This window comes from Pseudomonas sp. PA1(2017), from assembly GCF_001945375.1.
Classification (GTDB): domain Bacteria; phylum Pseudomonadota; class Gammaproteobacteria; order Pseudomonadales; family Pseudomonadaceae; genus Aquipseudomonas.
This window is the reverse complement of record NZ_MSXU01000010.1, coordinates 380251-403602: the sequence shown is the minus strand read 5'-3', so window position 1 is coordinate 403602 and position 23352 is coordinate 380251. Positions and strand designations below refer to the sequence as shown.

Sequence of the window (23352 nt, the reverse complement as noted above, 5' to 3'; positions counted from 1 at the left end):
GCCGAGTCGATAGCTAAGCATAATCGAAGGCGTTTCTTGGCTGGATTTTCAGGGCTTCGTCTGGAAAAACAAGTCGAACGCTCAGGGTCATCCGTCAGTCAGTTGCAGCGGGCCGCACGTTATGCGGAGACCAGATCGTAACTGGCTTGGTAATGCTCCGAGCCGGACTGCCGCAAGTGGATTTTCCATTTGCCGGGTTGGCATCACGCACACCATTGCAGGGATCGGCCGGACGCCGGCGACCGCATTCTGGCACACACTAACTGGCCGTCAGGCTACATGGCGGGCGTGTACAAGGGGTTTAGTGTATGGCGCTTGCGCTGATCATCGCCTTACCATTTTTGGGTATCTTTCTTCCGCTGCTGGCTGACCGCATGGGGCGGTCGCTCTGCGCACTGGCCGCTGCGCTCGGCCCAGCCGCCGCCTTGGTGTTGCTGTGGCTGCAGCAGCCGGCCGTATTCGCCGGCGACGTGCAGGTGGTCAGCTATCCATGGCTGCCGGAGTTGGGGCTCAACCTGAGCCTGCGCCTCGATGGCCTGGGCTTTCTGTTCGCCCTGATGATTCTCGGCATCGGCCTGCTGGTTATTCTGTATGCCCGCTATTACCTGAGCAAGCAGGAGCCCATGGGGCGTTTCTTCGCCTATCTGCTGCTGTTCATGGGCGCCATGCTGGGCGTGGTGCTGTCGGAGAACATGCTGCTGATGCTGGTGTTTTGGGAACTGACCAGTCTGTCATCGTTCCTGTTGATCAGCTTCTGGAGCAGCAGCTCGGATGCCCGTCGGGGCTCGCGTATGGCGTTGACCGTCACGGGCGGCGGTGGCTTGGCGCTTTTAGCCGGCATTCTGCTGCTGGGCAACATCGTCGGCAGTTTCGAGTTGAGCGAGGTGTTGGCGGCGGGCGATACCATCCGCAGCCACGGGATGTATCCCATCACCCTGATCCTGATCCTGCTCGGAGTATTCACCAAGTCGGCGCAGTTCCCGTTCCACTTCTGGCTGCCCCAGGCCATGGCGGCGCCCACCCCGGTTTCCGCTTACCTGCATTCGGCAACGATGGTCAAAGCGGGCGTTTTCCTGCTGGCCCGTTTCTACCCGGCCTTGGCGGGCACGGAGTGGTGGTTCTACCTGGTCAGCATGACCGGTATGGCGACCCTGCTGTTCGGCGCGATCATGGCGTTGTTCCAGCATGATCTCAAAGGGCTGCTGGCCTACTCGACGATCAGCCACCTGGGCCTGATCACTCTGCTGTTCGGTTTCAATACCGACCTGTCTTCGGTCGCCGCGGTGTTCCATATCATCAACCACGCGACCTTCAAGGCCTCGCTGTTCATGGCGGCCGGCATCATCGATCACGAGACCGGCAGCCGCGACATGCGCCGTATCGCCGGTTTGTGGAAGTACATGCCGCATACTGCCGTGCTGGCCATGGTGGCCGCTTCGGCGATGGCCGGCGTGCCGCTGCTCAACGGCTTTCTCAGCAAGGAGATGTTCTTCACCGAGACGCTCAATCAGGACCTGCTGGGTATCTTCAACTGGATGATTCCCACCGTGGCGACCTTGGCCGGCATCTTCTCGGTAGCCTATTCCTTACGTTTCATCCACGACGTGTTCTTCAACGGCGAACCGAAGGATCTGCCCAAGTATCCGCCCCACGAGCCGCCGCGCTACATGAAGATTCCGGTAGAAATCCTGGTGTTCCTGTGCCTGCTGGTCGGCATGCTGCCGGCATACACCGTGGCGCCGTTGCTGGCCTCGGCAGCCAGCGCCACCCTGGGTGGGGCAGTGCCGTACTACAGTCTGGCGATCTGGCACGGCTTCAATGTGCCGCTGGGCATGAGCGTGGTCGCGCTGATCGGTGGCATTATCGTCTATGCCTGCCGCGAGCCACTGTTCCGCTGGTACAACGGTATGCCCGAGGTGGACGCCAAGGAGCTGTTCGAGTTGCTCAACGCGCGCCTGGTGAAGAGCGCGCGCTGGGTGACCAAACTCCTGGAAAGCGGCTCGCAACAGCGTTATGTGGCCTTCCTGTTGCTCAGCGCGCTGATCCTGATCATCACCGCGCTGTCGCCGATGGAATCGCTCAGTGGTGATGTGGCCCTGACGCCGCTCGATGGCATCACCGTCCTGGGCATGGCCGTGCTGTGCGTGATGGCCGTGTTGACCGTGGCTTTCCACCGCAATCGCCTCAAGGCGCTGATGACTCTGAGCTGCGCAGGCCTGATGGTGGCCCTGGCATTTGCCCGCTATTCGGCGCCGGACCTGGCCTTGACCCAGTTGTCGGTGGAGGTGGTGACCATCATTCTGCTGGTGCTGGCGCTGTTCTTCATGCCTGATCGCACGCCCGTGGAGTCGAGCAGCCTGCGTGGCCTGCGCGACGTGCTGCTGGCCGGTGGCACTGGCATCGCCGTGGCGCTGCTGGCCTATGCGGTGATGACCCGGCCGTACGACAGCATCTCGTCGTTCTTCATCGAGAACAGCGTCAGCGGTGGCGGCGGCACCAACGTGGTCAACGTGATTCTGGTCGACTTCCGCGGCTTCGATACTCTAGGCGAGATCAGCGTGCTGGCCATCGCCGCGATCGGCATCTACGGCCTGCTGGCGGGCCTGCACCTGCCCCATCCGCTTACCGATCCGAACGGCAAGCCCTGGTCGCGGGACAGCCACCCGATGGTGCTCGACAGCATTGCGCGCATCCTGTTGCCGATGGCGTTGCTGGTATCGGCGTTCATCTTCCTGCGCGGGCACAACCTTCCCGGCGGCGGCTTCATCGCCGGACTGATCACCGCCATCGCGCTAATCCTGCAGTATGTGGCCCACGGCGTGGAATGGACTCAGCGGCGTATGCCCTGGAGCTACCACAGCATCGCGGGCCTAGGTGTGCTGATCGCCGGGCTGACCGGCCTGGGCAGCCTGGCTTTCGGCGCGCCGTTCCTGACCTCGGCATTCGATTATTTCCATCTGCCACTGGTAGGCAAGTTCGAACTGGCCACCGCACTGCTCTTCGACCTGGGCGTCTACCTGGCGGTGGTCGGTTCCACGCTGCTGATCCTCTCCAACATTGGCCACGTCAGCCAGGATGAAACCAGTAAGGAGGTGCTCTGATGGAAGCGCTATTCGCCATCACTCTTGGCGTACTGGCCGCCAGCGGTGTTTATCTGCTGATGCGCGCACGCATCTACCCGGTGGTCATGGGCCTCACCCTGATCTCCTATGCGGTGAACCTGTTCCTCTTCGCCATGGGCCGCTTGAGCACCGGCGTGCCCGCGGTAATCGGCAAGAGTGCCGAGTACGGCGACCCGATTCCCCAGGCGCTGGTGCTGACCGCCATCGTCATCGGCTTTGCCATGACCGCCTTCGTGGTGGTGCTGTCGTTGCGTGCCCTCGGTGAACTGCGTACCGACCACGTTGATGGTGAGGAGTCGCGCTGATGAATCATGCGTTGATCCTGCCGATCCTCATCCCGCTGTTCACTGGCAGCCTGTTGCTGATTCGCTCGCAATTGTCGATCACCGCCAAGCGCTGGGTGTCGCTGCTGGCCACTTGGTCGCTGCTGCCGCTGAGCGTCTGGCTGGTGCTGCAGGCAGACGCCGGTGCGCTGCAGGTCTACGCCCTGGGCAACTGGCAGGCGCCGTTCGGTATCGTCCTGCTGCTCGATCGCCTGGCAGCGCTGATGCTGCTGGTGACCGCGGCGCTTGCCAGTTTCGCCGTGCTTTACGCGGTACGTGGCGACGACGAGCGGGGCCCCAACTTCCACGCGCTGATGCAGTTCCAACTGGTCGGCATCAACGGCGCTTTCCTGACGGGCGATCTGTTCAACCTGTTCGTATTCTTCGAGATCCTGCTGATCGCCTCCTACTCGCTGCTGGTCTACGGCGGTGGGCCGAAGCGCATCAAGGCCGGCATGCACTATGTGGTGCTCAATCTGGTGGCATCCTCGTTCTTTCTGATCGGCATTGGCATCCTCTACGGCCTGCTCGGTACGCTGAACATCGCCGACCTGGCATTGAAGGTGGCCGAAGCCGATCCGGACCGCCAGCATCTGCTCGCTGCTGCCGGCTATCTGCTGTTGATCGTATTCGGCCTGAAGGGCGCCATTCTGCCGCTGTATTTCTGGCTGCCCAATGCCTATGCAGCGGCCACGGCGCCGGTTGCGGCGTTGTTCGCGATAATGACCAAGGTCGGGTTGTACGCGATCATTCGCGTGTTCACCCTGGTGTTCGGCAGCGAGGCGGGGCAACTGGCTCATCTGGTCGAGTACCTGCTGTGGCCGCTAGCGGCGCTGACCCTGCTACTTGGTGTGACTGGCGCGCTGGCAGCGCGCAGCCTCGGTCGGCTGATCGGCTACCTGGTGATCGTGTCGGTCGGCACCCTGTTGGCGGGCGTTGCGCTGGGCAGCGTGCAGAGCCTCAGTGCAGCGCTCTATTACCTGATTCACAGCACCTGGATCTGCGGTGGCCTGTTCCTCTTGGCCGATATGCTGGCCCGTCAGCGCGGCGAAATCGGCCTGCGCCTGCGCAAGGGGCCGCAACTGCTGCAACCCAAGCTGCTTGGCGGGCTTTTCTTCATCGGCGCGATCTCGGTGGCCGGCCTGCCGCCGTTCTCCGGTTTCCTAGGCAAGCTGATGCTGCTGCGCTCGGTGGAAACCGGCTGGCAGGCACTGGTGCTCTGGCCGGTGGTGCTGATCGGCGGCTTGGGCATGATCATCGCCCTTGCGCGTGCCGGCAGCACGCTGTTCTGGCGCTGCACGGGCGAGCCTGCGTCGAATGCCGAGTTCGATCGCATCCGCGCGCTGGCGACCATTTGCCTGCTGGCGGGCGGGCCACTGTTGGTAGCGGCAGCGCAGCCGGTTCACGAGTATACCGACGCCGTCGCCCAGCAGTTGCTGGATGTGAATAGCTACCTGCAGATCGTGCGCGGAGGTGAGCGATGAGCCTGTCCCGTCTATTCCCCCATCCCATGCTCACCGTGCTGCTCACGGTGATCTGGCTGCTGATGGTCAATGCGCCGAGCGTCGGCCATCTGCTGCTGGGCGCGTTTCTCGGTTGGGGCATCGCCCTGTTGTGCAGTGGCTTCATGCTCGACGTGCCGCGCCTGCGCCGCCCGGTGCTGCTGTGCCGTTACCTGCTGATGGTGCTGTGGGACATCGTCATCGCCAACCTGCATGTCGCCCGCCTGGTACTTGGCCCCACCCGCAAACTGCGCCCGGCATTCGTCGAGGTGCCCATGGAGATCGAGAACGAATTCATGCTCTCGGTGCTGGCCTGTATCGTATCGCTGACGCCCGGCACCGTGTCCTCGGGCCTGAGCAGCGACCACAAGACCCTGCTGCTGCACGGCCTGGATGTGGCCGACGACCAGGCGTTGATCGCCGAGGTGAAGTCGCGCTATGAAGCCCCGCTGATGGAGATTTTCGAATGCTCGCCTACGTGATTCCCTTCTGCATGGCGCTAATGGGCGTCGCCGTGACGCTCAACGTGATTCGCCTGGTGCGCGGCCCGGACATGCCCGATCGGGTACTGGCGCTGGACACGCTGTATATCAACGCCTTGGCGTTGATCGTGGTGTTCGGCATCTGGCTGCAATCGGATCTGTTCTTCGAGGCGGCGCTATTGATCGCCGTCATGGGATTCGTTGGTACCGTGGCGGTGGGCAAGCACCTGCTGCACGGCGAAATCATCGACTGAGGAGGTTGTTGCCATGCCATTCTGGATCGAAGCACTGGTGGCGTTTTTCTTACTGGTCGGCTGCTCGTTCGCGCTGATCGGCGCCATCGGCCTGTATCGTCTGCCGGACTTCTTCACGCGCCTGCATGGCCCGACCAAGGCCACTACCCTGGGAGTGGGCAGCATGGTGGTGGCGTCGATGATCTTCTTCAGCAGTCACACCGAAGGGCTGAGCTTCCATGAGCTGCTGATCACGCTGTTCCTGTTCATCACCGCACCGGTCAGCGCCCACATGCTCGCCAAGTCGGCGATGCAGGAAAAGGTCAAGCTGGTGCGTCGCACCCGCGGGCGACCCTGGGAATCCTGAACTGGGTTGCCGTTTTGCTGCACGACTGTGCCTGCCGACAGGATTGAGTACGGCCTAGACTGCCACCGTTCCCATTCCCCATGAGATTCGGCAGATGCAGTGGCAGCACCGGGCAGCGAACGCCGCCGACATCGAAGCGCTCCTCGCGCTGATCCTCGAACATGGCCCCAACCCCTGGAACCACCTGCCGCCGGCCGAGGTGACCGCTCACCTGCGCGGCATCGCCGATGGCAGCAGCCAAGTGCTGCTGGCCGAGGGGCAGGGCACGCTACTGGGTTTCGTCAGCCATGTGCGTACCCGGCGCTTTCGCTCTCATCAACCTGACACTCGTGCCGATGCCGAACACGCTTACATCTGCGAAGCGGTGACCCATCGCGATGCCGCAGGGCAGGGAATCGGCTCGGCGTTGCTGCGCCAGGTGGTGGCGGACATCGAGGCGGCGGGCATCGTGGATATCTACATCGACCGCCATGAACAGAACGCCGCCTCGGCCGGCATGATGCGCAAGGCCGGCTTCGTCGAGATTGCCACGTTCGCCGATCCCCAGCGCCGGCCCAATGGCTCGCAGCGCACCACCCTGTGTCGCTGGCAGACGCCCTATTGAGCCTGCTGGCCCATCAGCGCGCGTGCCAGACCTTCGGCGACACGGATCCCGTCGACTCCGGCAGACAGGATGCCACCGGCATAGCCCGCACCTTCACCGGCCGGGAACAGGCCGCGTACGTTGAGGCTCTGCAGGTCTTCGCCACGGGTAATGCGCAGTGGCGATGAGGTGCGCGTTTCGATACCGGTCAGCACCGCGTCGTGCAGGTTGAAGCCCCTGATCTGCTTGGCGAAGGCAGGCAACGCTTCACGAATCGCTTCGATGGCGAAGTCCGGCAGCGAGGGTGCCAGGTCACCGAGCTTGATGCCCGGTTTGTAGGAGGGCTCGACGCTGCCCAGTGCGGTGCTCGGCTTGCCGGCGATGAAGTCGCCGACCAGTTGGCCCGGCGCCTCGTAGTTGCTGCCGCCGAGTACGTAGGCGTGGGATTCGAGCTGCTCCTGCAGTTCGACGCCAGCCAGCGGGCCGCCGGGATAATCCTGCTCCGGGGTGATGCCGACCACGATGCCCGAGTTGGCATTGCGTTCGTTACGCGAGTACTGGCTCATGCCGTTGGTGACCACCCGGTGCGGCTCGCTGGTGGCCGCTACCACGGTTCCGCCTGGGCACATGCAGAAGCTGTAAACCGAGCGGCCGTTCTTGGCGTGGTGCACCAGCTTGTAGTCGGCTGCGCCGAGTTTCGGGTGGCCGGCATATTTGCCGAGGCGCGCACGGTCGATCAGCGACTGCGGGTGCTCGATGCGAAAGCCCACGGAGAAGGGCTTGGCTTCCATGAACACGCCACGCTTGTGCAGGGCTCGGAAAGTGTCGCGCGAGCTGTGGCCAAGGGCCAGGATGACGTGGCGGCTGTGCACCTGCTCGCCATTCTCCAACTCGACACCGACCAGTTGACCGTCTTCGATCAATACGTCGCTGACGCGCTGCTGGAAGCGCACCTCGCCGCCGAGGGCCTTGATCTCTTCGCGCATGGTAGCTACCACGCCGGTCAGGCGGAAGGTGCCGATATGCGGCTTGCTGACGTAGAGAATCTCCTCCGGCGCGCCAGCCTTGACGAACTCTTCCAGCACCTTGCGCCCGTAGTGGTTGGGATCCTTGATCTGGCTGTACAGCTTACCGTCGGAAAAGGTGCCCGCGCCGCCCTCGCCAAACTGCACGTTGGACTCGGGATCGAGCACTTTCTTGCGCCACAGGCCCCAGGTGTCCTTGGTGCGCTGACGCACTTCCTTGCCACGTTCGAGCACGATGGGTTTGAGGCCCATCTGCGCGAGGAGCAGCGCCGCGAAAATGCCGCATGGCCCGAAGCCGATCACCAGCGGGCGCTGGGCAGGATGTTGTTCGGCGCTGACGCTCAGCGGCTTGTAGCTCACGTCAGGAGCGATGCCGAGATTGCGGTCGTTGGCGAAGCGCGCCAGCAGCGCAGCCTCGTCGCGCGCACTGAAATCCAGGGTGTAGATGAACGGCATGTCACCGGACTTCTTACGGGCATCGTAGCTGCGCTTGAACACGCTGAATTCGAGCAATTCGTTGTCGTCGATGCCCAGGCGCTCGACCAGTGCCGGGCGCAGGGCGTCATCGGCATGATCGAGTGGCAGTTTGAGTTCGGTGATGCGCAGCATGAGATCGTCCTTTCAGGGCCGGAGGCAACCCGGCAGCTTTTCGAGGGCGGCGATTATGGACGAAAAACCTTCGACAGGCTGCAGTTCGCGTAAAGCAGTCGACGGGTAGCTGCGCGATTCGATGTGTCGCGAGTCTTCAGAGCCACGTCACTGAACGGACGTTCACGCCACGGAAAGGAAACTCGCATGCATTCGAACAGGACGCTCAAGCTGGGGTATTTCGCAGGATTGATCACGCCCTTGTGGCTGATTCTAGGCGTGGCTGTCGCTGGTTCGCTTTATCCCGGTTATAGCCACGTCGACCAGGCCATGAGCGTGTTGGGTGCCGAAGGCGCGCCTACGCAAACCCTCTCGCCAGCGATCAACAATTTTCCACTGGGTGTGCTGTTTCTGTTGTTCGGTACAGCCGTGGCGCTGAGTTTCCGCAGCCGCTGGGCGCGCCTGAGCGGCCTGCTGATCATGCTTCATGGCCTGGGCAGCTTCGGCACGGGCTACTTCGCCTGTGACGCGGGTTGTGCGCCCGAAAATCCCTCGGCCAGCCAGAACCTGCACAACCTGGCAGGGCTGATCATGGCGTTCAGCCTGTTGCTGGCGGGGGCGCTCTGGGTGTGGCTGGGCCGCCGTCTGCTCACCTCGCCAGGCTTCGCCCTGTTTTCGCTGTTCTGCACGTTGGCAGCTCTTGGCGCCTTGCCACTGATGGCCGCTGCACTGGAGAGTGGTCACGGCTTCGGCCTTTATCAACGCATCAACTACGGCGCATCGCTGCTGTGGGTTGCCGGGCTGGCATGGATGCTGATGCGTCGTCCCTCAATCTGACTCGTGTTTGCTTACGATTTGTCGATGTTTCTCTATGCGCAGAGTTGCTAGGGTCTTAGGCCTATCTTCTGTGGGGATATCGAGGTGTGCGATGAGCAGACAACCCTGGGCCGAGGGAACGCCGGCGAGCGTGTTGCTGGCCACTGACCTGAGCGTGCGGTGCGACCGCGCGCTGGACCGTGCGGTGCAACTTGCCGGTGAATGGCAGGCGTTGCTGGTAGGCGTGAATGTGCTGGAAGTCGTCCAGGGGCCGGATCTGGTATTGGGCTGGCTGGGTGATCGGGATGACGCCAGCCTGGCACGTTTCGCCGAGCAGCAGTTGCAGCAGGATCTGTCGGGCCTGGATGTGCAGGTGCGCCTGCGCGTCGAACGGGGTGAGCCCGTACAGGCCATTGCCAAGGCGGCACGAGAGACCGGTAGCGCACTGGTGGTCACCGGCGTGGCGAGCAACGCATTATGGGGCCGCCTGCTGCTCGGCTCTACGGTCGAGTTGCTGGCCCGGCAATTGCCGCAGCCCTTGCTGGTGGTGCGTCGGCGGCCACGAGGACGCTATGGGCGCATCATCGTGGCTACCGATTTCTCCGATTCGTCGCTCCATGCGTTGCATGCGGCTGCGTGCTACTTCCCGGATCGCGAGCTGGTGCTCTATCACGCCACCGAAGCGCCGATGTCCGACCGTCTGGAACGAGTGATCGATGAGCGGACACGCCAGTACATCGAGGAGGGCGATTACGCCGCCTTTCTTGCCTCCAGCGATCTGCCTGATGAGGTGCGCAAGCGTACCCGTATTGTCATCGAGCAGGGCTCGCTGGCCGCTTCACTGAGTCACTACGTGCGTGAGCATGGCGTCGATCTGGTGGTGATGGGCACCCATGGGCGCAGCGGGCTGATGAACGTATTACTGGGCAGCGCGGCCAGCGAACTGCTGCAGTGGGTGCCGTGCGATACCCTGATCGTGCGCGCGCCGCGCGCTGACGACTAAGCGCTGCTGCGCGCGTTCATCCAGCGCTGGCGCTGTTCGGCAGTATGAAAGGTCCAGGCCACGAAGCGGCTCTGCTTCTGGCCTTGGCTCATTTCTACCGTGCGGGAGTTCACGGCGCCGACCTTCTTCAGCGTGGCGTATACGCCGGGCAGATTGCCTGCCTTGGAGATCAGCGTGCTGAACCACAGCACCTGGTCACGATGCTCGGCGCTTTCGCCGATCAGCCGCGCCACGAACGCCGCTTCGCCACCCGGGCACCACAGCTCGGCTGCCTGGCCGCCAAAGTTGAGCACCGGCAGTTTACGCTTCGGGTCGAGCTTGCCGAGGTTGCGCCATTTGCGCTTGCTGCCGCTGCTGGCTTCGGCTGCCGAGGCGTGGAAGGGTGGGTTGCAGAGGGTGAGCTCGAAACGTTCGTCGCTCTGCAACAGATTGCTGAAGACGTGCCCGGCATCCGCCTGCAGGCGTAGCTCGATCTGATCGCGCAGGCCAGAGTTCGCGTGCACGATGGCCGTTGCCGAGGCAATGGCCTCGGGCGCGATGTCCGCGCCCAGAAAGCGCCAGCCGTATTCGCGGTTACCCAGCAGCGGGTAGATGCAATTGGCACCCACGCCGATATCCAGCGCCCGTACGGCCGCGCCGCGGGGAATTTCACCGCGGTTGTCATCGGCTAGCAGATCGGCCAGATAGTGCAGGTAGTCAGCGCGCCCCGGAATCGGCGGGCACAGGTAGTCGGCGGGAATATCCCAGTGATTGATGCCGTAGAACTGCTTGAGCAGTGCGCGGTTGAACACCTTCACGGCCGCCGGGTTGGCGAAGTCGATGCTCTGGTTGCCGTAGGGGTTGACGATCACGAACGCGCCCAGCTCCGGGCTGGCCTTGATCAAGGCCGGAAAATCATAACGGCCCTGATGGCGATTGCGGGGGTGCAACTGGCCTTTTTCAGGCGAGGCGGGCGGTTTCGACGGACGTTTGGCGGGCATGCTGATCATTGCGCAGGTGACGGGCCGGGCATTTTCCCACAGCCGCTGGCGCCGTGCTCGGTGTCTTGATGTGAAGCGGCTCTCGCGCCCAGGTGCGCGCCTGGGTATGCACTGATCCAGGTCAACCGGCAACCGCTCGGCCGACTCTAGACTGGCCCCATCCAGGGGAATGACAGGGGCACGGCCATGGCCTATCTCAGTTGGAGTGATGACCTGAACACCGGAATCGCGGTGATCGACGGTCAGCACCGACGCATCGTCGACATGATCAACGAGCTGTATGCGGCGCAGCACAATGGTGCGCGCGAGAACGTAGCGCTGGTGATCGAAGAACTGGTGGATTACACCAGCTCCCATTTCGCCTTCGAGGAGGCGATGCTCGAGGAAGCGGGATACGTATTCACCAAGGCGCACAAGCGGGTGCACGAGCTGTTCATCCGCCGCGTCGAGGACTACCGCGCGCGGTTCCGGCAAGGCGAGGATGTCTGCGACGAACTACGCAGCCTGCTGGGCCGCTGGCTGTTCGGGCACATCCGCAACGACGACCAGAACTACGTGGCGGCAGTCACCGAAAATCTGCGGCGTCTGGCGGCCGACAAGGCCGAGGATGGTTGGCTGAACCGTGCCAAGCGGCGCTTCTTTCGCGCCGCGTAGCGTGCGGTTTCAAACGATAAGCGGACGGTGAGAAGAGCTTTTGTGGAAGAGGCCGGGCGGCGATCCTTAAGCCTCGATTTTGCCTGGTTATGCGTAAAGCACTCGCGGCTAAAGCCCCTCCCACGAAATCGCGAACGGCCGCTTCCCTTTGATCCCGCCGCTGCCTTGAGCTACAGCGGAAATATCCACGGCACCATCACCACGCTGACGATCATCACCAGAATGGTGAACGGCACACCGATACGCACGAAATCTCCGAAGCGGTACTGACCAGGCCCCAGCACCAGGGTGTTCACCGGCGAGGAAATGGGTGTCATGAAGGCAGCCGAGGCGGCGAGGGCGACGGTCATGGCGAATGGCAGTGGCGACACCCCCAATGCCTGGGCGGTAGCGATGGCCACGGGCGCCATCAGCACGGCAGTCGCGGTGTTGGAGATGAACAGGCCGATCAGGGCGGTAACCGCGAACAGGCTGGCGAGGATCACCCGTGGCCCGGCGTTGCCGAGGGCGCCGACCAGACCGTTAACTGCCAGGTCGATGCCGCCGGTTTTCTGCAGGGCCAGGGCGAACGGCAGCATGCCGACGATCAGGATCAGGCTCGGCCAGTGGATGGAACGGTAGGCGCTGGGCATGTCGATACAGCGGAAGGCGCCCATCAGCAGGCAACCGATCAGCGCGGCCATGACGTTGGGGACCAGGCCGCTGATCATCAGGGCGACCATCACCGCCAAGCTCAGCAGGGCATAGGGCGCCTTGCGCGCGGCGGGCGCCACCTCGTCCACTTCGGCCGGCAGGCTGAGCACCAGAAAATCACGGTTGAGGCTCTGCAAGTGGTGGATCTGCTTCCAGCTGCCGGCCACCAACAGGGTGTCGGCGTGGGTCAGTTTTTCGTCCACCAGCAGGCCCTCCAGCGCTTGGCCATGACGGCGCAGGCCGACCACGTTGAGCTTGTAGCGGCTGCGCAGCCCAAGCTCCTGAATGGTCTTGCCGGGCAACTGGGATTCTGGCGGCAGCGCCACTTCGGCAAGGCCCAGCTCGTGGGAGTGCACGCTGTAGTAGGAGTTGCGCAACGGCAGCGCCTCCAGGCCCAGCTCCTGATAGGCGCCGAGCACCGCAATGGCCGGGCTGGCCAGGTCGACCAGTAGTACGTCGCCGGGTAGCAACTGGGTATTGCCGGTGGCCATCAAGAGCAGGGTGCGGAACTGCCGCTGGCGCTCCACCGCGATCACGTTGATGCCGTACTGTGAACGCAGCTGCAGCTCGTCCAGCGCCTGATTGGCCAGGGGCGAGTCGGCACGTACCTGCAGGCGCCGTTCCCGTTCACTAAGGCGGTAGCTGTCGGCCAGATCGGCGAGCGTCAGGCGTGGCGGCGCCGAGGCGTCGCTATCGACGTCGCGCTGCAGCCAGCGCCGCGTGGCGAGCATGTAGAGCACGCCAAGCACCAGCACGGCGAGGCCGATGGGCGTGAAGCTGAAGAAACTGAAACCCGGCAGCCCAGCCCGCAGCAGCTCACTGTGCACCACCATGTTAGGCGGCGTAGCTACCAGGGTCAGCATGCCGCTGATCAAACCGGCGAAGGCCAACGGCATCATCAATCGCCCCGGCGTGATCTTCAGCCGCGCCGCCACGCCGAGCACTACCGGAATGAAGATCGCCACCACGCCAGTCGAACTCATCACCGAGCCCAGCCCGGCCACTGCCACCATCAGCAAGACCAGCAGGCGGGTTTCGCTGCTGCCTGCTTTGGCCACCAGCCAGTCGCCTAGGCGATAAGCAATGCCGGTACGCACCAGGCCCTCGCCGATCACGAACAGCGCAGCGATCAGGATCACGCTGGGGTCGGCGAAGCCGGCCAGGGTTTCCTGAATGGTCAGCACGCCGGTCAGCGGCAGGGCGATGAGTATCATCAAGGCGACCACGTCCATGCGCGGTTTGTTGATGACGAACAGCACCACTGCGGTGAACAGCAGGCCGAGCACCAGAAGCAAATCGAGGGTCATGGTCAGTCCTTTTGGCCGCTGCGCAGTGTCTCAGGGATAGCCGAGAACAGCCTTGATCTGCTGCAGGTTGGCGGCGATCCAGCGTTTGTCGATGGCGCCCCAGTCGCGGATCACGTAATGGCCGGCATTGTTACGCTCGCCGTCCTGCTGCTGGAATTCGCAGTGGATGTCCAGCTCCTCCAGCGCGCTCAGGGTGTCCTGGGCCGTGCGACGGGGCATTCCGGTGGCGGCCATCAGGGCTGGCATGCTATCGGCGGTGCCACTGTCGATCAACCAGGCCACGTAGAGGCGGCGGTAGAAGCTGGTCTTGGTCTTGCTCACGTCCATTTGCATCGTCCGATCGTGTGAAGAATCGAGAGCATACTGCCTGATGCGACACGGCATGCCCATAAACGAAAACGGCCCGCCGGGTCGTTACCGCGGCGGGCCGTTTTTTCAGCTCACTGGCTTACAGGCTGGCGATCTTGCCGCGCTGCTCCACCAGGTTGGCCAGCGCCTGTTCGGCCTCGGCCAGCTTGGCGCGTTCCTTCTCCAGTACTTCAGCCGGGGCCTTGGCGACGAAGCCCTCGTTGGCCAGCTTGCCGCCGACCCGTTTGGCTTCACCTTCCAGGCGCTGGATCTCCTTGTCCAGGCGCGCCAGTTCGGCTTCCTTGTCGATCAGGCCGGCCATCGGCACCAGCACCTGCATGTCGCCGACCAGGGCGGTGGCGGACATCGGCGCTTGTTCGCCAGCAGCCAGCACCTTCACCGACTCGAACTTGGCCAGCTTGTTGAGCAGCGGGGCGTTGTCGTTGAGGCGGCGCAGGTCGGAGGCCGAGGCGTTGGCGAGGATGACGTCGATGCGCTTGGCCATGGAGATCTTCATCTCGCCACGGATCTGCCGTACGCCGAGCATCAGTTGCTTGACCCACTCGATGTCGCCTTCGGCGGCCGCGTCGATGCGGCTTTCGTTGGCCACCGGCCAGGGTTGCAGCATCAGCGTTTCGCCGCTGACGCCGGCCTGGTCCTTGATACGCTGCCAGATCTCTTCGGTGATGAACGGCATGAACGGGTGAGCCAGACGCAGGATCACTTCCAGCACACGCACCAGCGTGCGGCGGGTGCCGCGCTGGCGCTCGATGGGGGCATACTCGTCCCACAGCACCGGCTTGACCAGTTCCAAGTACCAGGCGCAGTACTCGTCCCAGACGAATTCGTACAGGGCCTGGGTGGCCAGGTCGAAGCGGAAGGCGTCGAGGTGTCGGGTCACGTCCTGCTCGCAACGCTGCAGCGCGGAGATGATCCAGCGATCGACCGGCGACAGATCGACTTGTTCACCATTCACACCGGTGTCCTGGCCATCGGTGTTCTCGATGACGAAGTTGGCGGCGTTCCACAGCTTGTTGCAGAAGTTGCGATAGCCCTCGACGCGGCCCATGTCGAACTTCACGTCGCGGCCGGTGGTGGCCAGCGAACAGAAGGTGAAACGCAGGGCGTCGGTGCCGTAGCTGGCGATGCCTTCCGGGAATTCGGCCTTGGTCTGCTTGGCGATCTTCTCGGCGAGCTTGGGCTGCATCATGCCGCTGGTGCGTTTGGCCAGCAGGGTTTCCAGGTCGATGCCGTCGACGATGTCCAGCGGGTCGAGCACGTTGCCCTTGGACTTGGACATCTTCTGGCCCTGGCCGTCGCGCACCAGGCCGTGCACGTAGACGGTCTTGAACGGGATCTGTCCGGTCAGGTGGGTGGACATCATGATCATCCGGGCGACCCAGAAGAAGATGATGTCGAAACCGGTGACCAGCACGTCGGTGGGGTGGAAGGTCTTAAGGAAGTCGGTCTGCTCGGGCCAGCCGAGGGTCGAGAAGGTCCACAGACCGGAGCTGAACCAGGTATCCAGGACGTCATCGTCCTGGCGCAGGGCGATGTCGCCCAGGCTGTGCTTGGCACGCACTTCGGCTTCGTCGCGGCCCACGTAGACGTTGCCGGCTTCGTCGTACCAGGCCGGAATGCGGTGGCCCCACCACAGCTGACGGCTGATGCACCAGTCCTGGATGTCGCGCATCCAGCTGAAGTACATGTTTTCATACTGCTTGGGCACGAACTGGATTTCGCCGCTCTCGACCACCGCGATGGCCTTTTCGGCCAGCGGTTTGGTGGAGACGTACCACTGATCGGTCAGCCATGGCTCGATGACGGTGCCGGAGCGGTCGCCCTTGGGCACCTTCAGGGCATGGTCATCGATCTTGTCCAGGAGGCCCAGGGTGTCGATGTCGGCGACGATGCGCTTGCGTGCCTCGAAGCGATCCAGGCCGGCGTAGGCAGCTGGCAGGCTGGCGTCGAGCAGGGCGTTGACGCTGCCGTCGAGGTTGAAGATCTGCGCGCCCGGCAGGACGGCGGCGTCCTTGTCGAAGATGTTGATCAGCGGCAGGTTGTGGCGCTTGCCGACTTCGTAGTCGTTGAAGTCGTGGGCCGGGGTGATCTTCACGCAGCCGGTGCCGAACTCCGGGTCGCAATAATCGTCGGCGATGATTGGGATGCGGCGCCCCACCAGCGGCAGCTCGACGTATTGGCCAATCAGCGCTTTGTAGCGTTCGTCTTCCGGGTGCACGGCAACGGCGGCGTCACCGAGCAGGGTTTCCGGGCGGGTGGTGGCGACGATCAGGTAGTCGTTGCCTTCGGCGGTCTTGTTGCCGTCGGCCAACGGGTAGCGCAGGTTCCACAGGTGGCCCTTCTCGTCGTGGTTTTCCACCTCGAGGTCGGAGATCGCGGTGTGGAACTTGGTGTCCCAGTTGACCAGACGCTTGCCGCGGTAGATCAGGCCGTCATCAAACAGGCGCACGAAGGCTTCCTTGACCGCTTCGGACAGGCCGTCGTCCATGGTGAAGCGCTCGCGCGACCAGTCCACCGAGCTGCCCAGTCGGCGGATCTGCCGGGTGATGGTGCCGCCGGACTCGTTCTTCCATTCCCAGACCTTGTCGAGGAACTTCTCGCGGCCCAGGTCGTGACGGTCGATGCCTTGAGCGGCCAGTTGACGCTCCACCACCATCTGGGTGGCGATACCGGCGTGGTCGGTGCCCGGCTGCCACAGGGTGTTGCGGCCCTGCATGCGGCGGAAACGGATCAGCGCGTCCATGATCGCGTTGTTGAAGCCGTGGCCCATGTGCAGGCTGCCGGTGACGTTCGGCGGCGGGATCATGATGGTGTAGGGCTCACCCGAACCCTGCGGAGCGAAGTAGCCTTTCGCCTCCCAGTTTTCGTACAGGGCGGTTTCGATGGCGTGGGGCTGGTAGGTCTTGTCCATGCGCGGCGGGACCCTTCTGGCGTCTGATCGGAAAAGCCGAGCAGTATAACCAACCGCCGCGCAGTTTTCTTCCGCTCTCGCGGCTATCGGTCGAGCGGGAAAACGCTGTCAGGGCAGGGGGAGGGTCAGCGACGTGGAGGCAGCAGGCGGTTGAGACGTGCCTGCAAGCGGCGCTTGAGTTCGGCCTCGATCTGCGGCACGAAGTCGTCGATCACATCCTGCAGCAGCAGTTGTGCCGCGGCGCGCAGCTCGGTGTCCAGGCGATTGATCTCGTTGTCACGGCCAATGGCGCGTTGCACGGTCTGGCGCAGCTCGTCCTCGGAAGCGATGCCGGCGGCGCTGACCGGAATGGCGGGTTGCGCGGCGAGAACCGGTTCGGGGGCGCGTACCACGTCGGAGAGTACGGGGATGTCGTCCGGGTCGAACTTGTCAGTGAGTAGCGGCGGGTCGAGGTCGTCATCGAGCAGTTCGCGAATCGATTCGAGATCGCTCAGCAGGGCGCCGGGTTTGTGGGGAGGGTTCAGGTTGTCCATGGCAGGGGTCTACAGTTCGACACGTTTGGGATCATAGCCGCGCTGCCGGTAACTGCGGAAATTCTCCCGGCAGGCGGTCAGCAGGTCGGGTTCCTGGTTGACGATCTCGATCACCCGGCTGAAACGGTCGATATGCGGACTGAGCGTGCTGCTGAGGTTGATCAGCACTGCTTGCTGCGCCGCGGGCTCTTCGTCCAGGCCGATCACCACCGGTCCGTGCGGATCATCCTGATGCAGGCCGTGGGGGATGAAGCTTTCCTGGCGGGCTCGCCAGAGCAGCTCGTCGAGTTCGTTGCATTGCGCGCTGTCGCGACCGCGCAGGAACACCGGCAAGCCGGCTCGCCAGGCTTTGCCGGCAAGCTGGCAGGCAGCGCGCAGGCGTTCGGCTGGGGTGGCCGACGACAGTACGTAGAATTCGATTCGGGGCATGGCGGCAAGTGTCGGGCTTCAAGCGGCAAGCTTCAAGCGAAAAGCGTATTGAGCGGTTTCGGGCAGGGCAGGTTGGGCGGCGGGCGAGGGTGGCCAGAGCGGCCACCCTCGGGGCGCTGCTGATCAGGCCGGTACGCGGTCGAGCAGGTACTGGGTGAGCAGCGGCACCGGGCGGCCAGTGGCGCCTTTGTCCTTGCCGCCGCTGACCCAGGCGGTACCGGCGATGTCCAGGTGAGCCCATTTGTAGGCTTTGGTGAAGCGCGACAGGAAGCAGCCAGCAGTGATGGTGCCAGCTTTCGGCCCGCCGATATTGGCGATGTCGGCGAACGGGCTATCCAGTTGCTCCTGGTATTCGTCGTACAGCGGCAATTGCCAGGCGCGGTCGTCGGCCTGGCGGCCGGCGGCGAGAATCTGGTTGACCAGTTCGTCGTCATTGCCCATCAGGCCGGAAACGTTGCTGCCCAGCGCGACGATGCAGGCGCCGGTGAGGGTGGCGATGTCGATCACCGATTGCGGCTTGAAGCGCTCGGCGTAGGTCAGGGTGTCGCACAGCACCAGGCGACCTTCGGCGTCGGTGTTGAGGATTTCCACGGTCTGGCCGCTCATGGTGGTGACGATGTCGCCGGGGCGCGTCGCACCGCCGCTGGGCATGTTCTCGGCACAGGCCAGCAGGCAAACCAGGTTGATCGGCAACTGCAGTTCGAGCACGGCGCGCAGCGTGCCGAACACGCTGGCGGCGCCGCCCATGTCGTACTTCATTTCATCCATGTTGGCGGCCGGCTTGATGCTGATGCCGCCGGTGTCGAAGGTGATGCCCTTGCCTACCAGGGCGTGGGGCTTGTCGCCTTTCTTGCCGCCGTTGTACTGCATGACGATCATCCGCGGCGGCTGCTCGCTGCCTTGGCCCACTGCCAGGAAGGCGCCGGCGCCGAGGGTTTGCAGCTTCTTCTCGTCGAGGATTTCGACCTTGAGGTTCTTGTGCGCCTTGCCCAGTTCCCTGGCCTGCTCGGCGAGGTAGCTGGGGTGGCAGATGTTCGGCGGCAGGTTGCCCAGGTCCTTGGTCAGCGCCATGCCGATGGCGATGGCGCGCGCCTCGCGGGTGGCGCGCTCGACGGCGGCAGTATCGGCCTTGTCGGTGATCAGGGTGATCTTCTTAAGAGCACCGGGCGTCGCCTTCTGGCTCTTGAAACGATCGAACTGGTAGCCGGCATCCGCCAGGCTTTCCACCAGCAGGCGGGCCTTGCCGTAGGCATCGCGGCCTTTTACCTGTACGTCCTGCAGGGCCAGCAGGGCATCGCTGCCGGCAAGATTCTTCAGCGCGCCATAAACGGCAGCGATCAATTTGCGCAGTTGGCGGTCAGACAGTTCGGCGTCCTTACCCGTGCCGACCAGCAGCACGCGCTCGGCCTTGAGGTTGGCAACGCCATGCGCCAGCAGGGTCTGGCCGGGCTTGCCCGCCAGGTCGCCGCGCTTGAGCAGGGCGGCGATGGCGCCGCCGCTGGCTGCGTCCACCGCCTTGGCGGTGGCGCCGAGTTTGCCACCTTCACCTACAGGGATGACCAGAGTGGCGGTTTTCAGTGTTTCCGGGCGAGCGCTTTTGACGATAAATTCCATGCGTGGTGTCCCCAAGACAACGAGTCGCGAATGCAGGATAATGGACGACAATTTTTTCGGCCGGTTCGCTTGAAAGTGCGGGCCAGCATGCAGTTCGGCTAGTTTGAGCACAGCCGCCTGAGCCTGACAACCCTGGAGTGTCTGTTTGATCGTCTTCCGATATTTGTCCCGAGAGGTTCTGGTTACCCTGAGTGCGGTGAGTGCCGTACTGCTGGTAATCATCATGAGTGGCCGCTTCATCAAGTACCTGGCCCAGGCGGCCCAGGGGATACTCGATCCCAGCGTGCTGTTCCTGATCATGGGTTTTCGCCTGCCCGGCTTCCTGCAACTGATTCTGCCCCTGGGCCTGTTCCTGGGCTTCCTGCTGGCTTACGGGCGGCTGTACTTGGATAGCGAAATGACCGTGCTGTCCGCCACCGGCATGAGCCAGCAACGGCTGTTCCTCTATAGCCTCGCGCCTGCCACCGTGGTAGCGCTGCTGGTGGCCTGGCTGAGCATGGGCCTGGCGCCGCAGGGCGTGACCCAGGTCGCCAGGATCTTCAATCAGCAGGACGCCCTGACCGAGTTCGATACCCTGGTGCCCGGGCGTTTCCAGTCGATGCGCGACGGCACGCGCGTTACCTACACCCGTGATCTGTCGGATGACCGTACGGAGCTGGGCGGCATCTTCATCTCCGACAAGCGCGTGTCCCGCGAGGGCGACAAGGATCGCGGCATCAGTGTGCTGGTCGCCGAAAGTGGCCGCCAGGAAGTTCAGCCCGATGGCAGCCGGTACCTGATCCTGGAAAACGGCTACCGCTATGACGGCAATCCAGGGCAGGCCGATTACCGGGTGATCCAGTACGACACCTATGGCGTGCTGCTGCCCAAGCCGTCGGTGGCGGCGGACATCAGCGAGCGCGAGGCGATTCCGACTTCGCAGCTGTTCGGCAGCGACGAGCCGCGCATGCAGTCCGAGCTGCAGTGGCGTATCTCCATCCCGTTGCTGGTGTTCATCGTCACCCTGATGGCCGTACCGCTGTCGCGGGTCAACCCGCGTCAGGGCCGTTTCCTCAAGCTGCTGCCGGCCATTCTCCTCTACATGACTTATCTCGGCTTGCTGGTAGCGGCTCGCAGTGCGCTGGACAAGGGGCGTATCCCGCCCTACATCGGGCTGTGGGGCGTGCACCTGTTGTTCCTGCTGGTTGGCCTGGCGTTGCTCTATTGGGAGCCGTTGCGTCTGAAGTTGGTAAGCCGTCGGGAGATCGCTCGTGGTTAAGCTGGATCGCTACATCGGCGTGCAGGTGCTGTTCGCCATTCTGGCTGTGCTCGGCATCATCGTCGGCCTGGCCCTGCTGTTCGCGCTCATCGATGAACTGGGCGATATCGAAGGCAGCTATGGCATCGGCGACGCGCTTTGGTACGTGCTGCTGACCGCACCGCGGCGCATCTACGACATGCTGCCGATGGCGGCGTTGGTGGGCTGTCTGATCGGCCTGGGTACGCTGGCCAGCAACAGCGAACTGACCATCATGCGTGCGGCCGGTGTGTCGATCGGGCGCATCGTCTGGGGTGTGATGAAGCCCATGCTGGCGCTGATGCTGGTCGGCATTCTGATCGGCGAGTACGTGGCGCCCTGGACCGAAAACCAGGCCCAGGCCAGCCGTGCCATGGCTCAGGGCGGCGGCGAAGCGCAGACTGCCAAGCGCGGTATGTGGCACCGTCAGGGGCAGGAGTTCGTGCACATCAACGCCGTGCAGCCGGGTGGCGTGCTGTTCGGGGTGACTCGCTACCGCTTCGATGACGACCGCCGTCTGGAGTCGTCCAGCTTCGCGCGTCGTGCCACTTATGAGGGCAGCTACTGGGAGCTGGAGGACGTGGCAACCACGCTGTTCCACGACCGCCGCACCGAAGTCGTCAAGGCGCCGACCGAGCGCTGGGACATCGAGCTCAGCCCGCAGTTGCTCGGCACCGTGGTGCTGGAGCCCGAGGCGCTGTCGATCACTGGCTTGTGGAACTACATCCATTACCTGAAAGAACAGGGCCTGAACAACGGCAATTACTGGCTGGCGTTCTGGACCAAGGTGCTGCAGCCGCTGGTGACTGCTGCGCTGGTACTGATGGCGATTTCCTTCATCTTCGGCCCGCTGCGCTCGGTCACCCTGGGGCAGCGCGTGTTCACTGGTGTGCTGGTGGGCTTCGTGTTCCGCATCGCCCAGGATCTGCTCGGCCCGTCGAGCCTGGTATTCGGCTTCTCGCCACTGGTGGCGGTGCTGCTTCCAGCCAGCATCTGTGCCATCGCCGGCCTTTGGTTATTGCGCCGGGCGGGGTGATCCAGTACGCCCTTCCCACTAATGGGAAGGGCGCGCTTTCACTTCTTCAAGTCTTTCCGTTGCGATGCGCGTGCTTGGGCAGGCGCACGATGACGCTATCCGAATACAGGTCATGCCAGGTGCGGTTGCGCTTGTCGACCAGTGCCCACAGAAAGCCCAGGCCCAATGCCAGCCATGACAGGATGGCGATCAGGAAGCGCAACAGCGCCTGCCAGAGGGTGATCGCTGTACCATCGGCATTCTGCACGCGAATGCCCCACACCTGCATGCCCAGGGTCTGGCCGCCGTGGGTCCAGAATTTGGCGAAGAACCCGAACAGGCTCAGCAGCAGCGCGGTGGAAAGCAGTGGATCATGGTCCAGTGCGCCGGCATCTGCCCACTGCCGCAGTTGCGCCTCGCCGTAGATGGCCATCTGGATCAGCTTGTAGATGAAGCCCACTACGATCATCAGGGCGATGCACAGGAAGCCGTCATACAGCACGGCGGCCAGGCGCCGTCCCAGGCCTGCCGGAGGAAAGTCGCCTTGTGGGCGTAGTGCTGATTTCGGCATAAGGTCGTTCGCATGAATAAGGGCGGTTGGAGCGCGGATACTAAGTTGCAGGCATAAAAAAACCCCTGACGTGAGTCAGGGGTTTTTTCAAGCAGCGGCTTATTCCTGGATTTGAACCTGGTCAGCCTGCATGCCTTTTTGACCTTGTACAGCAACGAAGCTAACTTTCTGGCCTTCTTTCAGGCTCTTGAAGCCGTTACCTTCGATAGCGCGGAAATGTACGAACAGATCCGGACCGCTTTCTGGAGTGATAAAACCAAAACCTTTCTCGTCGTTAAACCACTTGACGGTACCGTTCTGACGATTCGACATGTCTCTTTTCCTTGGAACTAGAGTTGATGACAGCCTCCATGTGTAGAGGACTGAAGACTGGTTGCAAGGAGTGATGGAAGTCGAACGGGATGTAGCGGATCTAGGGCGATCTACTGCATCAGGTCACGATTCTCGGCGACCCATGCAAACACAGTGGCTGAACTCTACGCTAACTTTTGCGCAAATGCCAACCCCTCGGGCACGCGAAAACCCGCGTGATCTTCGCGAGGCTCTGGTGCACGTTTCGTATGGGTTCTTATAATGGCTCAAGCATGTGCATCAAGGCGATACACGGCACTGTTTTAGTGCGAGTTGTCACAAGTTGGCAACAGTTGAAGGATATAGCATGCCCTGGGCGACCTTATCCAGGGCGGGCAGCATTGTGCACATTATGGCAGTTACGCGCAAGCAGCGGATTGCCTGATTGTTACGGTTATACCATCGGTGCGGCACAGGGCAGATCATGGTTGTTGCGTGGTACTGCTTACGCCATTCGCTTGGGCCAAGGGAGGCTGTGCCTGGGTATCCATCAAGCGTGGATTCCAGTCTTTGCGGGCTGCATGGGCTCGGCGGCGAACCGGTGTTTCACTGCGCGGGCGCCAGTGAGTGGGGCTGACGGTTCAGGGGCTCGCCATGAGCGTGCA

The 23352-nt window shown here is 63.1% G+C and carries 22 protein-coding genes; 12 read left to right on the top strand and 10 right to left on the bottom strand.

The window, feature by feature from the left end; genetic code table 11:
* Window positions 1-308 precede the first annotated feature (308 nt).
* From BVH01_RS16345 to BVH01_RS16315, 7 genes are all read left to right on the top strand, one after another.
* On the top strand, window positions 309-3101 hold the full coding sequence (locus BVH01_RS16345; RefSeq protein ID WP_075931344.1) for a monovalent cation/H+ antiporter subunit A: 2793 nt from the start codon (window positions 309-311) through the stop codon (window positions 3099-3101).
* Window positions 3101-3427, top strand: coding sequence for a Na+/H+ antiporter subunit C (locus BVH01_RS16340; protein WP_075931343.1), 327 nt, complete (start codon window positions 3101-3103; stop codon window positions 3425-3427). Before BVH01_RS16345 ends, BVH01_RS16340 begins: the two co-directional genes overlap by 1 nt.
* Window positions 3427-4929, top strand: a complete 1503-nt coding sequence (locus BVH01_RS16335; RefSeq protein ID WP_075931342.1) for a monovalent cation/H+ antiporter subunit D — start codon at window positions 3427-3429, stop codon at window positions 4927-4929. Before BVH01_RS16340 ends, BVH01_RS16335 begins: the two co-directional genes overlap by 1 nt.
* A complete protein-coding gene (locus tag BVH01_RS16330) occupies window positions 4926-5429 on the top strand; it encodes a Na+/H+ antiporter subunit E (RefSeq protein WP_075931341.1) in 504 nt (167 codons plus the stop codon). Before BVH01_RS16335 ends, BVH01_RS16330 begins: the two co-directional genes overlap by 4 nt.
* A complete protein-coding gene (locus BVH01_RS16325) occupies window positions 5414-5683 on the top strand; it encodes a K+/H+ antiporter subunit F (protein ID WP_013792415.1) in 270 nt (89 codons plus the stop codon). The genes BVH01_RS16330 and BVH01_RS16325 overlap by 16 nt, the downstream gene beginning before the upstream one ends.
* 13 nt (window positions 5684-5696) lie before the next feature.
* Window positions 5697-6029: a Na+/H+ antiporter subunit G gene (locus tag BVH01_RS16320; protein ID WP_075931340.1), complete on the top strand. Its 333-nt coding sequence runs from the start codon at window positions 5697-5699 to the stop codon at window positions 6027-6029.
* Between the two features lie 94 nt (window positions 6030-6123).
* Window positions 6124-6633, top strand: a complete 510-nt coding sequence (locus BVH01_RS16315; protein WP_075931339.1) for a GNAT family N-acetyltransferase — start codon at window positions 6124-6126, stop codon at window positions 6631-6633.
* Here the strand turns inward: BVH01_RS16315 and BVH01_RS16310 are convergent.
* A complete protein-coding gene (locus BVH01_RS16310; protein ID WP_075931338.1) occupies window positions 6627-8246 on the bottom strand; it encodes an NAD(P)/FAD-dependent oxidoreductase in 1620 nt (539 codons plus the stop codon). The two genes, BVH01_RS16315 and BVH01_RS16310, sit on opposite strands and share 7 nt — an antisense overlap.
* Window positions 8247-8432: 186 nt before the next feature.
* On the opposite strand from BVH01_RS16310, the gene BVH01_RS16305 reads away from it, so the two are divergent.
* Together BVH01_RS16305 and BVH01_RS16300 are read left to right on the top strand one after the other, a co-directional pair.
* The gene (locus BVH01_RS16305) at window positions 8433-9062 is read left to right on the top strand and encodes a DUF998 domain-containing protein (RefSeq protein WP_075931337.1); all 630 of its coding nucleotides are present in this window, start codon (window positions 8433-8435) and stop codon (window positions 9060-9062) included.
* A gap of 91 nt (window positions 9063-9153) precedes the next feature.
* Window positions 9154-10044, top strand: coding sequence for a universal stress protein (locus BVH01_RS16300; RefSeq protein ID WP_075931336.1), 891 nt, complete (start codon window positions 9154-9156; stop codon window positions 10042-10044).
* On the opposite strand, the gene rlmF is transcribed toward BVH01_RS16300, so the two are convergent.
* Complete coding sequence (gene rlmF / locus BVH01_RS16295; RefSeq protein WP_075931335.1) at window positions 10041-11033, bottom strand: 23S rRNA (adenine(1618)-N(6))-methyltransferase RlmF; 993 nt, start codon at window positions 11031-11033, stop codon at window positions 10041-10043. The two genes, BVH01_RS16300 and rlmF, sit on opposite strands and share 4 nt — an antisense overlap.
* A 177-nt stretch (window positions 11034-11210) precedes the next feature.
* Here rlmF and BVH01_RS16290 point away from each other — a divergent pair, with 177 nt between their 5' ends.
* A complete protein-coding gene (locus BVH01_RS16290) occupies window positions 11211-11678 on the top strand; it encodes a bacteriohemerythrin (protein WP_075931334.1) in 468 nt (155 codons plus the stop codon).
* 170 nt (window positions 11679-11848) lie between these two features.
* Here BVH01_RS16290 and BVH01_RS16285 read toward each other — a convergent pair whose 3' ends face one another.
* The 6 genes from BVH01_RS16285 to BVH01_RS16260 form a co-directional block, all read right to left on the bottom strand.
* The gene (locus BVH01_RS16285; protein ID WP_075931333.1) at window positions 11849-13678 is read right to left on the bottom strand and encodes an SLC13 family permease; all 1830 of its coding nucleotides are present in this window, start codon (window positions 13676-13678) and stop codon (window positions 11849-11851) included.
* A 30-nt stretch (window positions 13679-13708) separates the two neighbouring features.
* The gene (locus BVH01_RS16280) at window positions 13709-14005 is read right to left on the bottom strand and encodes a helix-turn-helix domain-containing protein (RefSeq protein WP_075931388.1); all 297 of its coding nucleotides are present in this window, start codon (window positions 14003-14005) and stop codon (window positions 13709-13711) included.
* Between the two features lie 121 nt (window positions 14006-14126).
* The gene (locus BVH01_RS16275; RefSeq protein ID WP_075931332.1) at window positions 14127-16958 is read right to left on the bottom strand and encodes a valine--tRNA ligase; all 2832 of its coding nucleotides are present in this window, start codon (window positions 16956-16958) and stop codon (window positions 14127-14129) included.
* Window positions 16959-17083: 125 nt separating this feature from the next.
* On the bottom strand, window positions 17084-17491 hold the full coding sequence (locus BVH01_RS16270) for a DNA polymerase III subunit chi (protein WP_075931331.1): 408 nt from the start codon (window positions 17489-17491) through the stop codon (window positions 17084-17086).
* Window positions 17492-17500: 9 nt separating this feature from the next.
* The gene (locus BVH01_RS16265) at window positions 17501-17920 is read right to left on the bottom strand and encodes a DNA polymerase III subunit chi (RefSeq protein WP_075931330.1); all 420 of its coding nucleotides are present in this window, start codon (window positions 17918-17920) and stop codon (window positions 17501-17503) included.
* A 123-nt stretch (window positions 17921-18043) separates the two neighbouring features.
* Window positions 18044-19534 (bottom strand): leucyl aminopeptidase, encoded by a 1491-nt coding sequence (locus BVH01_RS16260; protein ID WP_075931329.1) that lies wholly within the window; start codon window positions 19532-19534, stop codon window positions 18044-18046.
* A gap of 145 nt (window positions 19535-19679) precedes the next feature.
* On the opposite strand from BVH01_RS16260, the gene lptF reads away from it, so the two are divergent.
* Together lptF and lptG are read left to right on the top strand one after the other, a co-directional pair.
* On the top strand, window positions 19680-20792 hold the full coding sequence (gene lptF, locus BVH01_RS16255; protein ID WP_075931328.1) for an LPS export ABC transporter permease LptF: 1113 nt from the start codon (window positions 19680-19682) through the stop codon (window positions 20790-20792).
* Window positions 20785-21846 carry an LPS export ABC transporter permease LptG gene (lptG, locus tag BVH01_RS16250; protein ID WP_075931327.1) on the top strand — a complete coding sequence of 354 codons (1062 nt, stop codon included), beginning with the start codon at window positions 20785-20787 and terminating at the stop codon, window positions 21844-21846. The genes lptF and lptG overlap by 8 nt, the downstream gene beginning before the upstream one ends.
* Before the next feature lie 46 nt (window positions 21847-21892).
* Here lptG and BVH01_RS16245 read toward each other — a convergent pair whose 3' ends face one another.
* Together BVH01_RS16245 and BVH01_RS16240 are read right to left on the bottom strand one after the other, a co-directional pair.
* Window positions 21893-22396 (bottom strand): RDD family protein, encoded by a 504-nt coding sequence (locus BVH01_RS16245; RefSeq protein WP_075931326.1) that lies wholly within the window; start codon window positions 22394-22396, stop codon window positions 21893-21895.
* Between the two features lie 99 nt (window positions 22397-22495).
* Entirely contained in the window at window positions 22496-22708 is a 213-nt protein-coding gene (locus BVH01_RS16240; RefSeq protein WP_003284681.1) for a cold-shock protein, read from the bottom strand.
* Between the last annotated feature and the right edge of the window lie 644 nt (window positions 22709-23352).